Below are 13,573 nucleotides of genomic sequence, written 5' to 3'. Positions count from 1 at the left end.
AGTGAACGGAGGGCAGCTGATGGATGAATCCGTGTTTCACCGGATCTACGAGGAATACCACCAGGATGTATACCGGTTCCTCATCTACCTGACGAAGGACCGGATGCTCTCCGAAGATCTGCTGCATGAAGTGTACGTGCGTGTTTTAAAATCATACGGAAATTTTCAGGGGAAAAGCAGTGAACGCACCTGGCTGTTCTCCATCGCGAGGAATGTGGCTTTTGATCATTTTCGCCGTTCGTCCGTCAGGAGAAAGCGGACAGACGAGTCATTTGATTGGGATACAGAGCAACCTGCCGACAGGGGACCGACACCGGAAGAAGCGGCCGTCCATGGAGATGAGATGATCGGGCTGTTCAAAGTGCTGGATGATTGCACGGAAGACCAGCGGATGGTGCTGATCATGAGGTTCCTGCAGGAATTATCGATTGCGGAAACGGCAGAAGTGCTCGGCTGGACAGAGGCGAAAGTCAAGACTACCCAGCACCGGGCATTGAAAAAAGCAAGAGAACTTCTGGAAGTATCGGACGGACGGGGAGGTGGCGGACGATGAGCAAAGACAAATGGAATGACGAAGAAATCGGACGCTGGCTAAAGTCCGTGCCAAAACCCGAAGACAAACGCAGCCGCGATGAAGTGCTGGCCCGGCTAAAGGCCGATCCTCGCCTTCGGGCTCAGCGGCCGTCCCGGAGCAGGAAGTGGATTCCGGCCGGAGTGGCCGCAGCCGCCTTTCTTGCGGCAGGAATCCTGATTCCGTCCCTCATGGACGGGGGCGGTGAAATGAGTGTCAGTGACTCTGCATCCGAGCACGCCGATGATGCCGCGCAGACGGCAAGTGAGTCAGCAGCCCCCCAAGGTGAAGATTCCATTGAACAAACTGAAACTGCCTCTGATGAAGAGATTGGCCTGCGCAGCGCTGAATCAGGTGAACAAGCAGGGCTTCTCGGAGCAGCAGTCTACCCTGGGGCGGCAGAAGGATTCGTGACGTTCCGGATTGGTCTCGTCGACGCGGCAACAGTCGTGCCGGTCACTTACCTGATCCCGGAAGCTGTTGTTGCCAAGGATTTTGGAGACGTGTCGCCGGGCGATGCTGAGCTGTATAACCGCTACGCTCCCCAGATTGATGAAGAAGCACTCGGCTTTGATGACTATCACCCATATGAGGGGACAGTTAGCACGGACAGAGATGGTCTGAAGCTGACCTTGTCCGGAAGCCACCCCTATGACCTTGCAAGTGCGGCAATCACCACATTTACGGAGTCGGTCCAGGAAACATTCAGGAATGAAGAAACCGTCCTGTTGCGGGATGAGGGGGGTACTCCTGCAGAATTCGAGCAGGTGGGCGAGTTCCCGGAAATCCCGGTAGAATCGGAGGGGGCAGTCTACTTCGCCTATGAGAAAAGCGACGGGACCACCGTTCTTGCACCGGACCGTCATCTTGAGCCGGCTGATGCCGCAGAGGCCATCGAACTGATGAAGGGCCGGACAACCGGCTTGTTCGAACCGCTCATTCCGGACGAAGCCAATCTCATCGTGGAGCTACCCGCCGATGGCGATGTGATGACAATCCGTTTTGAGGAACCGTTTGATTTCAGCAGGATGGAAGAACAGGAAGCCACCCGGATGATCGACGGAATTGTGCTGACCGCTGCGCAACATCACCTGCGCGTCCGCCTTGAGAACGCCGTCAATCCGCCTGCCGGCTATCAGCTTGAAGAGGCGCTGCCAATACCGGCAGGGCCGAATGGCATCTATTTAAGCATTGCGGGCCAATAGGCTGATTGTGTTGGTCATATTATCTGAACAACTTAGGGCAGAACAGTTTACAAATCAGTTGCTTTTTCGTATTATAGGGTTGTAATAAAAAATAACCACATACTGATTCATCTTCGGGGCTGGGTGAAATTCCCGACCGGCGGTGATGGGGCACATGCCCCTAAGCCCGCGAGCCGCAAGGCAGGATTTGGTGAGATTCCAAAGCCGACAGTAAAGTCTGGATGGGAGAAGGTGAAGGCACGGCCGTTTCCGTCTGCAAATTGCGGACAGGTGACGCCTGTTTTAAGCTTGCCTTTCTCCCCTGGACGGATTCCCGTTCAGGGGTTTTGATTTGGGCAAGGTGTTCAGGGCCGTCGTCCTTCCTTCGTTGAAGAGGATCAACAGAAGGAGAGAAAGTATCATGAAGAAGAAAAACCTGCGCCTGCGGTCCATGATCGCAATAGCCATGCTGAGCAGCATCTCATTTGTACTAATGCTGTTCAACTTCCCGCTGCCGCCATTCCCGGCATTCCTGCAAGTCGACTTTAGTGAAGTGCCGGCCATTATCGCGGCGATTACAATGGGACCGGTTGCCGGTATCCTCGTTGAACTGCTCAAGAACGTCCTCGACTGGCTCTTCTCGGGAAGCCCTACCGGTGTTCCAGTTGGCCATATGGCCAACTTCGCTACGGGGGTCCTATTCATCCTGCCGGTCTGGTGGGTGTATCACCGCCTGTCCACCGCCAAAGGGATGACGACAGGCCTGATTCTCGGCACGCTTTCGATGGCGGTCGGCATGAGCCTGCTCAACTATGTGCTGTTCCTTCCGCTCTATGTGAAGTTCATGAACTTCCCGGTCATGTCGGGTGAGGAACTGTACCAGATGATCGTTCTCGGAATCCTGCCATTCAACTTGCTGAAAGGTATTATTCTGGCAGCCATCATTCTCCTCCTGTTCCGCAGCATGCATCGGTGGATCGAGAAACAGCGGGCCGTCTTCCTGGGGTAATCCCAGGGAACATACAGCATCAATCCAACAAATCCAGGGACCGAACCGGATAACACCGGGTCGGTCCCTTTTTGCAATAACCTAAATGATTTCTTGAATTCGAACAAACGAGAAAAATGGAACGTCGGTTTCCCTGCGAAATCCAAAAGCTCAACGCTTGTGAAATGATACCGCTCCCAACAACACAGGATATCCAAACAAAAAACCGCAGACATAGGAGTATTACACTCGCTTTGTCTGCAGTCCGTCCGTGCAATATGAATCAATCTTCATATTTCAGCGGGTCACCATCAAACGGAGCATCGGCTATCTTGATGGAGTCTGTCGGGCAACCGTCGAGGGCGTCTTCCATGTCCTCGATGAGCAGTTCTGGAACTTCGGCTGTGCCCGTGTTATCATCAAGGATAACAAATGACAGGCCCATATCATCGTAATCATATATATCAGGGGCGGCTGCGCCGCAGGCCCCGCATGCGATGCACGTATCCTGATCGACGATCGTGTACTTCGGCATATTGGGTCTCTCCTTTTAAATGAATCTCGTGTCCTGAATATGACAGAACCGATATTGTTTCAATCCTAATGATAACACTTTATCCAGCGGAGGCGTGCCATGAGCTTTGATGACATTTTATTGAACATCATCAGCCGTATCGACGGTGAACGCTATAAGCACGCCGCCTTCCATCTGATGAACGGGAAGCGGTCGGGCCAGACGCTGCAGGATACGGAGTATTACAGGCTGCATCCGTTTTTCGGGATGCTGCCTTCTTTGCGTGCAAACGATTTTGACCTGGCCTACCGGCGGCTGCTGGCTACCGGTCTGATTGCTGAAAAAGAAGATGGGACTGTCTTTTTGTCCGGTGCCGGCATAAAGAAGGCTTCTTCGCTTGAGCCGGTGCGGCTGAATGGCTGGGTATACCGCGGCATGGAGCGGTTGTTTTTCGCGAGACTCGCACTCGCCATACAGACCGTATCCCATCTGTCTGCAGGGGACCGGGTATTTATGCCGATTACCGCCGATCCCGCTGTCCAGAGGGATGTGAAAAACCTGTTTTCAACGGTACTCAGGGGAAGAAATTCTGAAGATCTTGCCCTGGAAATCCGGAGCAGTCTGGAAGCCACCGGAATGGAAGATGGCCGCCTTTCCCGTCTGGTCGCCCGCCTCACGGGAAAGGGGATGTCCGGCATGACCTGGCACCAGCTTTCCGAGTGGACAGGCATGTCCGAAATGGATCTGAAAGTGGAGTGGGTGGAGTCTCTCCACATTTGGCTGGATGCCATTGAAAAACGGCCGACTCCGATGCTCGCCGCCCTCTCCAAGGGAGTGAGGACTGAAAGTCCGCTGACCGGTTCTGCCAAGAAAACGGCCGAGTTGTACAGGACCGGATTGGGAATGGACCAAATCGCGAAACAGAGAAACCTGAAAATAAGTACGATCGAGGATCACTTTGTTGAAATCGCCATCAACGATCCGGCGTTTCAGCTGCGAAATTTTGCGGCACCCGAGGATATCACTGCTGTCAAAAATGAAGCGTCCCGGCTGGCTACGCGCAAGCTGAGCGTTTTGAAAAAGTCGTTTCCCGGGCTCAGCTATTTTCAGCTGCGTCTGATTCTGGCAAGACTCGGAAAGGAGGATGGGACAGATGGACATGACGATCCCGGTAAACCTGGACAGCCTGCTGAAACAGGTCACAGGATTTGATGAATTCCGTGCAGGCCAGGAAGAGGTCATACGCTCGGTGATCCGCGGCCGTGACACGATTGCCGTATTGCCGACGGGGGCGGGCAAGTCATTGTGCTATCAGCTCCCCGTTCATGCACTCGGCGGAACGGTACTGATCGTTTCTCCGCTTTTGTCGCTGATGGAGGACCAGGTCGCCCAGCTGAAAATGCAGGGTGAAAAGCGGGTAGCGGCCTTGAATTCATTTCTTGCTCCAAAGGAGAGGGCTGAAGTGCTGGCCAACCTCGGAAGCTACCGGTTTCTTTTTACCTCGCCGGAGATGCTTGTCCAGCCCCATATTTCAAAGCGGATCAAGCAGCTTCGGATTGCTTATATCGTGGCAGATGAAGCGCATTGCATCTCGCAATGGGGCTTTGACTTCCGGCCTGATTATCTCAGAATGAGAGATTGGCTCGGAAATATGGAAGACAGGCCTCCTGTCCTCGCACTGACGGCGACCGCCTCGGAAAAAGCGATCCGCGATATCGCTGACTATTTGCTGATGGAGCAGCCGGAGCTGTTCATCCACACGCCTGACCGGCCCAATATCGCAATGGAACTGATCCGTCTTTCCGGCCGTGAGGAAAAAACGGAATGGCTCCTTGATCATCTTTCGCAGTGGAAGGGGCCGGGCATCATCTACGTACAGTCCAGAAAGCGGGCAGAAGAGCTTGCAGGCCTCCTCAGAAGCAGGCAGATCGTGGCGGCGGCTTTTCATGCGGGTATGGAAGGCGAAGACCGGATCCTTGTCCAGCAACAATTTCTGAATGGAGAACTTGAATGGATCTGTGCAACCAATGCTTTCGGGATGGGGATCAACAAGCCTGACATCCGATGGATCGTCCATGACCATCTGCCGTCATCGGCAGCTCAATATATCCAAGAAATCGGCAGGTCCGGGAGAGATGGCCGGCAATCATTGGCCACCCTTCTCTATTCGGAAGGCGATGCTGATACGGCGGCCTTTATCGCCACAGATGACCTTCCGGAGCCGGAAACTGTTCACTTTATCGGGAAATGTGTAGCAGAAGGCATGGACATTAGAGAAGCAGGGGAGCGTGCGGGCCTTTCTGAAACCGCGCTCCGGGTTGTTTCGTATTGGATGGACAGACTCGGAACAGAACAGGCCGCAATCCAGATGGACAGGCTTGCGGACACGAAGAGGGAAGAAATCTTCTCGATGGTCCGTTTTGCAGAAGGGGCAGGTTGTCTCCGTTCAAGGGCGCTTGGCCTTTTCGGATACTCGCCGACTGTCCGGCCGGCCCTTTGCTGTTCGGAATGCGGACTTGACTCCTCCCGAATTTTAATCGGGCGGACAGCCGCAAGAAACTCTTCCGGCCTACTTGGCTGGAGAGAACGGATCAACAGTTTGTTCGTAGTTTCCGGTGAGGAATAACGTTTACTTTTCCGACATCATTCGTCATAATATATTTACGTACCTTTTACTGGAGGGTGACGGCCATGACGAATGACGACTTCAGGCAGAAATTCGAGCAGCACCGCAAGGAAATTGCGGTGACCGATGACAAAGATTCTGCGGACAAGCCGATGACCAGAGCTGAACTGTTCGGCCGAAAGGAACCGTCAGCCAAGAAAAAACAAAAAGCCGGTAAGGCATCCGGAAAAAAGAAACGAACAAAGGGAAGCACGCTGATCAACACGTTGCTGGTTTTGTTCATGCTGATTCCGATTTCGCTATTTATCTATGTTTATAAATTTTACGATCCGATGGAAAGCAGCAATGCTGCCGAACTCGAGCAGAACCTCGGAATCGATACATCGATCGCCGGGGAAAAAGCCGAGCCGCCGGCAAAGGGCGGAGCCGCTGCTGAAGATGAAGAGCAGGAAGCGGAAGAACAGGCAGAAAAGCAACGGCAAGAAGAACAAAAACGTCAGGAAGAACAAAAGAAACTCGAAGAGCAGAAAAAGTTGGAAGAGCAGAAAAAGCTGGAAGAGCAAAAGCGTCTCGAAGAGCAGCAGCGGATCGAGGAGCAGAAACGCAAAGAAGAACAGGCCCGAATCGCGGAGCAGAAAAAGCTGGAAGAGCAGCAGCGCATTGAGCAGCAAAGGCAAGAAAAAGAAAAGGAAAAAGAAAAGCAACAGGCCAATCGCGGATCCCACACCGTGCAGCCTGGAGAAACTATTTACCGCATTTCGGTGAATTATTATGGCTCCGGTGACGGCGTTGAAAAGATCAAGCGTGCAAACGGACTTTCCTCCAACGAAATTTCCGTCGGACAGACGTTGGTCATCCCTTAACCGTCCGGAACAATTGAAGGAATGACCGTTTCTCCTGCCGAATAAAGATATCCAGGTAACAGAAACCAAAAAGATGAGGTGGGACCATGTTTGTACGGAGTGTCATGATTCCAAAAGAGAAATGTGTAACCGTCCAGATCGATGAGCCCCTGGAGAACGTTCTTGAGCTGCTCCGGCAAGAGGATATCGATGCACTTCCGGTACTGGACGGTGATGAGTACAAAGGGATCATCAACCAGTATCTGACGTACGAAGCCTACTTCCACTCCGGCAAGGACCGGCAATCCTATCTTTCTGAAACAAATCTTAACGACATCATCATCAGGAAGGACATCACATTGACGATCAATGACGTATTCGAGAAGTCATTTGTGGAAATCAGTGACTTCCCGATCATCGCTGTCACCGAAGGCCGGCAGTTCCTGGGGATCGTCACGCGCCCTGACATTGTCAACCAGGTGAAAAGCGCGTTCGGGATGAGCCGGAAAGGGGTCCGCATCACATTTACTTCGGTAGAGACGGAAGGACAAATTGCCCGTCTTGGGGAACTGCTCCACAAGTATCACGAATCCGTCATTTCCCTGATCACGTTCGATGAGACCGATAAGCTTATCAGGCGCATTGTCCTTAAGATCGAACAGAGCGACAACCAAGATCAGTTCCTGAAACAGCTTGAGAAAAGCGGTTTCCGTGTTCTCCACATCCACGATGAAGACTGAAACGTTAATTTCATTATCAACGGCAGTGGCCTGCGGTGAGCGACCCGAGCTGCTGCCGTTTGCTTTTAACGGGGATCCCTTTTCGGGTCCCCATTTTCATGAGGCGCGTTCCACTAGGGTGCATACTTTAGGTCAAGACGGGCGTCCTATGAAAATCGGGTATAGGAGTCCCGAAAACGGGAGTTGATGCAATGGAATCGAAAACAATTGCCGCTGTATTGACGGCTGCGGCAGGCAGTGTGCTAGTCGCAATGTATGCAAACGCCAAGCTGGCCGTGCGCAGGGAGCATAAGGCCGTCATTCGTGCAGAGCGGGACGGGAACGGCCCTGATATTTTCTTTATCTCTGATATTCACCGCCGCCGGGTATCAAGGAAACTGATACAGGAGGCGGGCGGTCCGTTTGATGCCGTGGTCATCGGTGGGGATCTTGCGGAAGGGGGCGTCCCGGAATCACGCATCCGCAGGAACATCAGGCGGCTTTCCGCGCTAGGTCCGCTTTACTATGTATGGGGGAATAATGACCGTGAAGTCGGGGAGGGCCTGATCCGTTCTGCCATCGCCGATTCGGGCGGGACCGTGCTCGACAATGAGTCGGCAGAACTGATGGCGGGTCCTGTTCGCTGGATGCTTGTCGGCACGGATGACACCACTTCTTTCAATGTGGATGTCGATCGGGCTTTCCGGAATGTCAGGCAGGGGGACGTGGTCATCTTTGTCTCGCACTCCCCAACTGTATTCGATATGCTGGGCCACAGAGACCCGGAAGTTCGGATGGCGGGGCACACCCACGGCGGCCAGATCCGGCTGGGCCGGTTCGGGATGCTTGAAAAGGGCCGCTTCCGGTCGGATAATGGAAAGGTGGTACTCGTGAGCAACGGCTACGGGACTTCTCTCGTACCGCTCAGGCTCGGAGCCCCGGCTGAATACCATGTGATCAGGCTGAGGGCGCAAAAGAAGCAAAGTAATGGAGAGTTGTAGATATGATTCAGGAAGAAGCAATCATTATCGGGGGAGGACCATGCGGAATCGCTGCGGCCATCGCGTTGCAGGATGAAGGCATCCGTCCGCTCATCATCGAAAAGGGCAACATTGTCAATGCCATTTACAATTACCCGACCCATCAGACATTTTTCAGCTCAAGCGAAAAATTGTCGGTCGGCGATATCCCATTTATTACGGAGCGGCTGAAGCCGAAGCGGAACGAAGCACTCGTCTATTACCGGGAAGTCGTGCGGAGAAAGCAGCTCCGGGTCAATCGTTATGAACAGGTCGAAAGTGTCGATAAAGCGGATGGCGGATTTATCATCAAAACAGATAAAGGCCATTATCGCACGCCCGTCGCGGTCGTCGCGACAGGTTATTACGACAACCCGAACTATTTGGGAATCCCCGGGGAAAGCCTGCAGAAAGTTTTCCATTATTTCAAGGAGGCGCACCCGTTTTTCGATACGGATGTGCTTGTGATCGGCGGGAAAAACTCGGCTGTAGATGCCGCCATTGAGTTGCACAAGGCGGGTGCCCGCGTCACGGTGTCCTACCGGGGTGCAGAGTATTCTCCTAGTGTCAAGCCGTGGGTGCTGCCGGAATTTGATGCCCTTGTCCGGAGTGGAGAGGTCGCCATGCGGTTCGGCACGGTTCCTGTCCGCATTACGGAAGAAACGGTGGAACTTGAGGATATGGATGGCCGCATCAGTGCACTGCCCAACGATTTTGTGTTTGCTATGACCGGTTATCACCCAGACCATACTTTCCTCCGCAAAATGGGAATCGGTGTTGACGAGGAAACGGGGCGTCCGCTGTATGATCCTGAAACGATGGAAACATCGGTGCCTGGCCTGTTCATCGCCGGTGTAATCGCAGCGGGCAACAACGCCAACGAAATCTTTATTGAGAACGGACGCTTCCACGGCTGCCTTATTGCGAAAAAAGCAACAGAATATATGAGTTAAAATAAGCCGGATCTGCAGAGAGACTTCTCTTGGCAGACCCGGCTTTTTTAAAACATAAAATTATTATGTCAACAAGTATTGCTTTTTAAATGAGAAAGCTGTTCAATGCCCCTTGAAGGATTGAGCAATCTGACTTGGATTAATACCGGAAGACAAGGCAAGGAGCAGCTGGATTCTGGCTTTTTGGCCGCTAAGCCCGTGGGCGAAGATGACGCCCTCCTCGAGCAGCATCCTTCCTCCGCCTTCGTAGCCGTATACCGGCTGGGCAATCCCATTGAAACAGCGTGAAACGAGTACGACAGGAATCTCATCATCAAGCAGTCGGCGGACTCCCGGCATGAGCGAAGGGGGGACATTTCCCTGGCCAAGTCCTTCGAGTACGATCCCTTCATAGCCGGCGTCTGCCGCATGAAAGAGGAATTCAGAATCCATTCCGGCATAGACTTTCAGGAGTGCCACTCGCCCGCATAGCTCGTCAACATGAAAACGGGTCCGGAGAAGGGGTGCATGATGATAATGGATGTGGCCGTTTGTGACCAGGCCAATCGGCCCGTACTGTGGGCTCTGGAATGTCGAGACATTAGAGGTATGAGTCTTCGTGACATTCTGAGCCGTATGGATTTCATCGTTGAGCACGACGAGGACCCCTTTGCCCCGAGATTCCTCATCAGAGGCGACCCGTATGGCCGACAGGACATTGTGGACGCCGTCGGATCCGATTTCATCAGCGCTCCTCATGGCTCCTGTCAGGACGACCGGAACTTCCAGATCCAGTGTCAGGTCCAGGAAGTAGGCGGTCTCTTCTAAAGTATCGGTACCATGAGTGATGACTACCCCGTCTGCCGGATGTTCTGTGAGCGAACGGACTATCAATTTCTTCAGATCCAGCATGTGAGCGGGGGTGATGTGAGGCGATGGAAGGTTAAAGGCTTCGGTCTCGATGATTTCGTCTGCAAGCCCGAGGTTATTAATCTCGCCGAGCAGCGGGTTATTCAGGCCCGGCGTGACAGCTCCCCGTTCATCAGTGGTCATGGAAATTGTGCCGCCTGTATGGATCAGAAGCAAGGTTTTTGTCATATTGGTACCTCCCGGTAGATTCTTACATGTTAAAATAGGATGATGGATGTAGTTCGAAGGAGGGGGGAGACGCCCATGTTTATGTTGCTGACGGTGGCGATCGCCCCGGGCCTCGCACTATTCAGTTACTTCTATCTGCGCAAGCAGATTCACAAAGAGCCATCGCGAAGCCTTCTTCATACCTATATTTATGGAATGTTGCTGACATTTCCAATCCTCTTCGTACAATATGTATTTGAGGAGGAAGGCGTTTTTGCGTCCGTCTTTGTCAGTGATGTCCTGTTCACGAGCGGGCTCGAGGAGTTTTTTAAGTGGCTCATCCTGCTTGTTGTCGTATACGGGCATGTGGATTTTGAGGACCCCTATGATGGGATCCTGTTCGGTGCGTCCGTGTCTCTCGGCTTTGCAACCGTCGAGAACATCCTTTTCCTTCTTATATTCGGGATGGATGAGGCCTTGATCCGTGCGCTGTTGCCCGTATCCAGTCACGCGCTGTTCGGCGTCGTGATGGGCTATTATCTGGGTCGTGCCAAATTCGTCGAAGATTCCGGCACAAAGCCGATGCTGTTCCTTTCCTTCTTCACGGCATTTGCGCTCCACTTCGTCTACAATGCTCTCGTGATGGCTGGAAGCATCCGAATGTACCTGTTGATTCCGTTTATGCTATTTCTCTGGTGGTTTGCCCTCAAGAACGTAAAACGGGCGCACCTTTTGAGCGTCGACCAATATATCAAAAAACAACGCATTGTGCGTTAACCCGGCTGATGCCGGGTTTTTTCATGCTTTTTTCGGCAACGATGATAGGGTCTCGGAAGGAAGCCGTATTCAGCAAGCAAACTTTTTAATTGAGCTTTTCCTGTTTATAATCCACCTGTTTTTGCACACGCTATGCAAAAGGCCCTCCCGGAATCTCCGGATTGGGCGTTGGAAATTACAGGAGGGATTCATGTGCAAATGAAATCGGCGCGCCGGAAGCGCAGACCCGTCCTGGCTGTGCTGGTCCTGGTCATGGCTTTGTCCGTCCCGGCCGGCAAGGATGCGTTCACCGCGCAAAACATCGGACGCGGAGCATTCGGTGATGATGTCATCGAGCTGCAGGCACGCCTTCAATGGTCGGGATACTATGATGGGAAGATTGACGGCAAATTTGGTTACGGGACTTACTGGGCACTCCGGAACTTCCAGCAGGCGTACGGACTTCCGATCGATGGTGTGGCCGGTGCAGCGACGAAAGAAAAACTTGTGTCTGTATCAAAGTATCACAAAGACTTTGTCATGAACAATATCGCAGCGGGAAAAGCGTTTACCCATTACGGAGGCACGCCGCTTGATGCCCAAGTTAAGGGCGGTGGTGGTGGTGGTGGTGGTGGAGGCCAGACCGCCAATATCCCTCCGGGCTACAGTGATCAGGATATCCAGCTGATGGCCAATGCGGTGTACGGGGAGGCAAGGGGTGAGCCATATGAAGGGCAGGTCGCCGTTGCCGCTGTCATTCTGAACCGGCTTGAACATGCCGACTTCCCCAACACCGTGAGCGGGGTGATTTTCCAGCCCCTTGCCTTCACTGCAGTGGCGGACGGGCAGATCTGGCTCACCCCGAACGAGCGAGCCAAAGAGGCAGTCATCGATGCCATCAATGGCTGGGACCCTACAGAAAATGCCATTTACTACTTTAACCCGGTCACGGCAACTAGCGAATGGATCTGGTCAAGACCGCAGATCAAAAAAATAGGGCAGCATATCTTCTGCATGTGAGGGATCCCATGAAAAAACTGATGTTTGTACTGGTATATACGGTTGCCGCGCTGGCCATCTTTTCCTGGTCAGCATCAGCCAAAAACGAGAGGCTGACGTTACTGCTGAACGGCCAGTATACCAATAAGCTGACTGAAGCGACCGAGCAAATGAATGAACTGGAACAGGAAGTCAGGAAGGTCCTGCTTTATCAGGATCAGACTGCGGCGGAAGAACCGCTCAACAACATTTGGAGGCTATCTTCGGAAATCCGCAATAACCTCTCTTCGCTGCCGCTTGACCGTGAATTTTCATCGGAGTGGATGAATTATCTCACCCGGCTCGGGGATTACGCAGACCTCGCCTCGACCGGGGCAATCCCTCAGGAAAAGTGGGAAAAGGCCCTCGGCAATGCCGCAGCGAACTTGAATGAATTCTCCACTGAATGGTCATCTGTGACACAGGGAATGTTCGCCGGCGGCACCGGTCCGGACAGCTGGTTTGCCCAGCTGGAAAGCGAAAAGCCGGACAAGCGCTGGGCGGACCTCGGACAGGCAGTCAAAACTTATTCTGAGAGTGATTTTCCGCTGACCGCGAGTGAGCACGATGAACAGAAGAAAAAAGACTTGAAGAATCTGGATGACGAGCCGATCGGTCGAGATGGCGCGCTTAGCCGGTTTAAGGAGCTTTTCCCGTATTATGATGGCGCCACCGTACACGTGAGCCAGAGTGAACCGGATGCGCCGTACCCGTTTTATCACATCCGCTTCCAGGACGGGGCAAGAATCGGATACGCCGACTTTACGGAACGAGGCGGGCACCTTCTGTCCCTTCTTGTTGAGCGGCCGGTAAGCGAGGATGTCATGCCAGAGGCGGATATCCGCGAACGCGCGGAAAAATTCCTGCGTCAGGCAGGCTACAATGACCTTGTCTTCGAAGAATCCAGGGAGAACAGCCATTACTGGCATTTAAGCTTTGTGAGGGTCGATCCGGATACGGGCGGCAAGGTATTTGCCGACGGCGTCCAAGTGAAGTTGGCGAAGGACGATGGTGAAGTGCTCGGTGTCAACACGATGGAATATATCCAGGAAGAGCAGCTCAAGGCCCAGCCGATCAACCCGTTTGATCCCGAAGAATTTTTCACGGACGGGACTGAGGTCCATTCGGAGGAGCTCGGTTATACCGCCAATGAGGAGCTTGTACAGCGGCTCTGCCACCTTCTTGTCGTCACCAAGAAAACAGGGGGCAGGACGGACACCTATAGGCTCATGGTCGACACTGAGACCGGAGAAGTGCTGAAGAGCGAAATCCTTCGCTGAACAGTTGAAAAGTCCCCGCCATCGGGG

Annotated in this window: 14 protein-coding genes and 1 riboswitch; of the genes, 12 read left to right on the top strand and 2 right to left on the bottom strand. The window is 53.1% G+C overall.

From position 1 onward, the window contains the following. Positions 1-19: 19 nt before the first annotated feature. From KHA84_RS09015 to KHA84_RS09005, 3 genes are all read left to right on the top strand, one after another. Positions 20-553 (top strand): RNA polymerase sigma factor SigX, encoded by a 534-nt coding sequence (locus KHA84_RS09015; protein ID WP_213423200.1) that lies wholly within the window; start codon positions 20-22, stop codon positions 551-553. Continuing rightward, a complete protein-coding gene (locus KHA84_RS09010) occupies positions 550-1,776 on the top strand; it encodes an Ish1 domain-containing protein (RefSeq protein ID WP_213423199.1) in 1,227 nt (408 codons plus the stop codon). The genes KHA84_RS09015 and KHA84_RS09010 overlap by 4 nt, the downstream gene beginning before the upstream one ends. A gap of 105 nt (positions 1,777-1,881) precedes the next feature. Continuing rightward, positions 1,882-2,013, top strand: a riboswitch (FMN riboswitch). A 163-nt stretch (positions 2,014-2,176) separates the two neighbouring features. Further along, positions 2,177-2,764, top strand: a complete 588-nt coding sequence (locus tag KHA84_RS09005; protein WP_272875276.1) for an ECF transporter S component — start codon at positions 2,177-2,179, stop codon at positions 2,762-2,764. 262 nt (positions 2,765-3,026) lie between these two features. Here the strand turns inward: KHA84_RS09005 and KHA84_RS09000 are convergent, their stop codons facing one another. Next, complete coding sequence (locus tag KHA84_RS09000) at positions 3,027-3,278, bottom strand: ferredoxin (protein ID WP_063179240.1); 252 nt, start codon at positions 3,276-3,278, stop codon at positions 3,027-3,029. 99 nt (positions 3,279-3,377) lie between these two features. On the opposite strand from KHA84_RS09000, the gene KHA84_RS08995 reads away from it, so the two are divergent. The 6 genes from KHA84_RS08995 to KHA84_RS08970 all read left to right on the top strand — a co-directional run bounded on the left by KHA84_RS08995 (position 3,378) and on the right by KHA84_RS08970 (position 9,416). Beyond that, positions 3,378-4,469 carry a YpbB family protein gene (locus KHA84_RS08995; RefSeq protein ID WP_213423198.1) on the top strand — a complete coding sequence of 364 codons (1,092 nt, stop codon included), beginning with the start codon at positions 3,378-3,380 and terminating at the stop codon, positions 4,467-4,469. Further along, positions 4,411-5,883 carry a RecQ family ATP-dependent DNA helicase gene (locus KHA84_RS08990; RefSeq protein ID WP_213423197.1) on the top strand — a complete coding sequence of 491 codons (1,473 nt, stop codon included), beginning with the start codon at positions 4,411-4,413 and terminating at the stop codon, positions 5,881-5,883. The genes KHA84_RS08995 and KHA84_RS08990 overlap by 59 nt, the downstream gene beginning before the upstream one ends. A gap of 65 nt (positions 5,884-5,948) precedes the next feature. Continuing rightward, positions 5,949-6,746, top strand: coding sequence for a LysM peptidoglycan-binding domain-containing protein (locus KHA84_RS08985; RefSeq protein WP_213423196.1), 798 nt, complete (start codon positions 5,949-5,951; stop codon positions 6,744-6,746). 86 nt (positions 6,747-6,832) lie between these two features. Then, positions 6,833-7,465, top strand: a complete 633-nt coding sequence (locus KHA84_RS08980) for a CBS domain-containing protein (RefSeq protein WP_213423195.1) — start codon at positions 6,833-6,835, stop codon at positions 7,463-7,465. Between the two features lie 191 nt (positions 7,466-7,656). Beyond that, positions 7,657-8,445 (top strand): metallophosphoesterase, encoded by a 789-nt coding sequence (locus tag KHA84_RS08975; RefSeq protein ID WP_213423194.1) that lies wholly within the window; start codon positions 7,657-7,659, stop codon positions 8,443-8,445. A 2-nt stretch (positions 8,446-8,447) separates the two neighbouring features. Beyond that, entirely contained in the window at positions 8,448-9,416 is a 969-nt protein-coding gene (locus tag KHA84_RS08970; RefSeq protein WP_213423193.1) for a YpdA family putative bacillithiol disulfide reductase, read from the top strand. Between the two features lie 102 nt (positions 9,417-9,518). On the opposite strand, the gene KHA84_RS08965 is transcribed toward KHA84_RS08970, so the two are convergent. Next, positions 9,519-10,493, bottom strand: coding sequence for an asparaginase (locus KHA84_RS08965; protein WP_213423192.1), 975 nt, complete (start codon positions 10,491-10,493; stop codon positions 9,519-9,521). 75 nt (positions 10,494-10,568) lie between these two features. Between KHA84_RS08965 and prsW the strand changes: the two genes are divergently transcribed. From prsW to KHA84_RS08950, 3 genes are all read left to right on the top strand, one after another. Then, positions 10,569-11,249, top strand: a complete 681-nt coding sequence (gene prsW, locus KHA84_RS08960; RefSeq protein WP_213423191.1) for a glutamic-type intramembrane protease PrsW — start codon at positions 10,569-10,571, stop codon at positions 11,247-11,249. A gap of 198 nt (positions 11,250-11,447) precedes the next feature. Next, positions 11,448-12,248 (top strand): spore cortex-lytic enzyme, encoded by an 801-nt coding sequence (gene sleB / locus KHA84_RS08955; RefSeq protein ID WP_419465593.1) that lies wholly within the window; start codon positions 11,448-11,450, stop codon positions 12,246-12,248. Positions 12,249-12,256: 8 nt separating this feature from the next. Beyond that, positions 12,257-13,546, top strand: coding sequence for a PepSY1/2 domain-containing protein (locus KHA84_RS08950; RefSeq protein WP_213423190.1), 1,290 nt, complete (start codon positions 12,257-12,259; stop codon positions 13,544-13,546). Positions 13,547-13,573: the final 27 nt, after the last annotated feature.

The sequence above is a fragment of the Bhargavaea massiliensis genome (assembly GCF_018390575.1).
Classification (GTDB): domain Bacteria; phylum Bacillota; class Bacilli; order Bacillales_A; family Planococcaceae; genus Bhargavaea; species Bhargavaea massiliensis.
The sequence above is the reverse complement of the archived record's forward strand: the minus strand, read 5'-3'. Positions and strand labels throughout refer to the sequence as shown.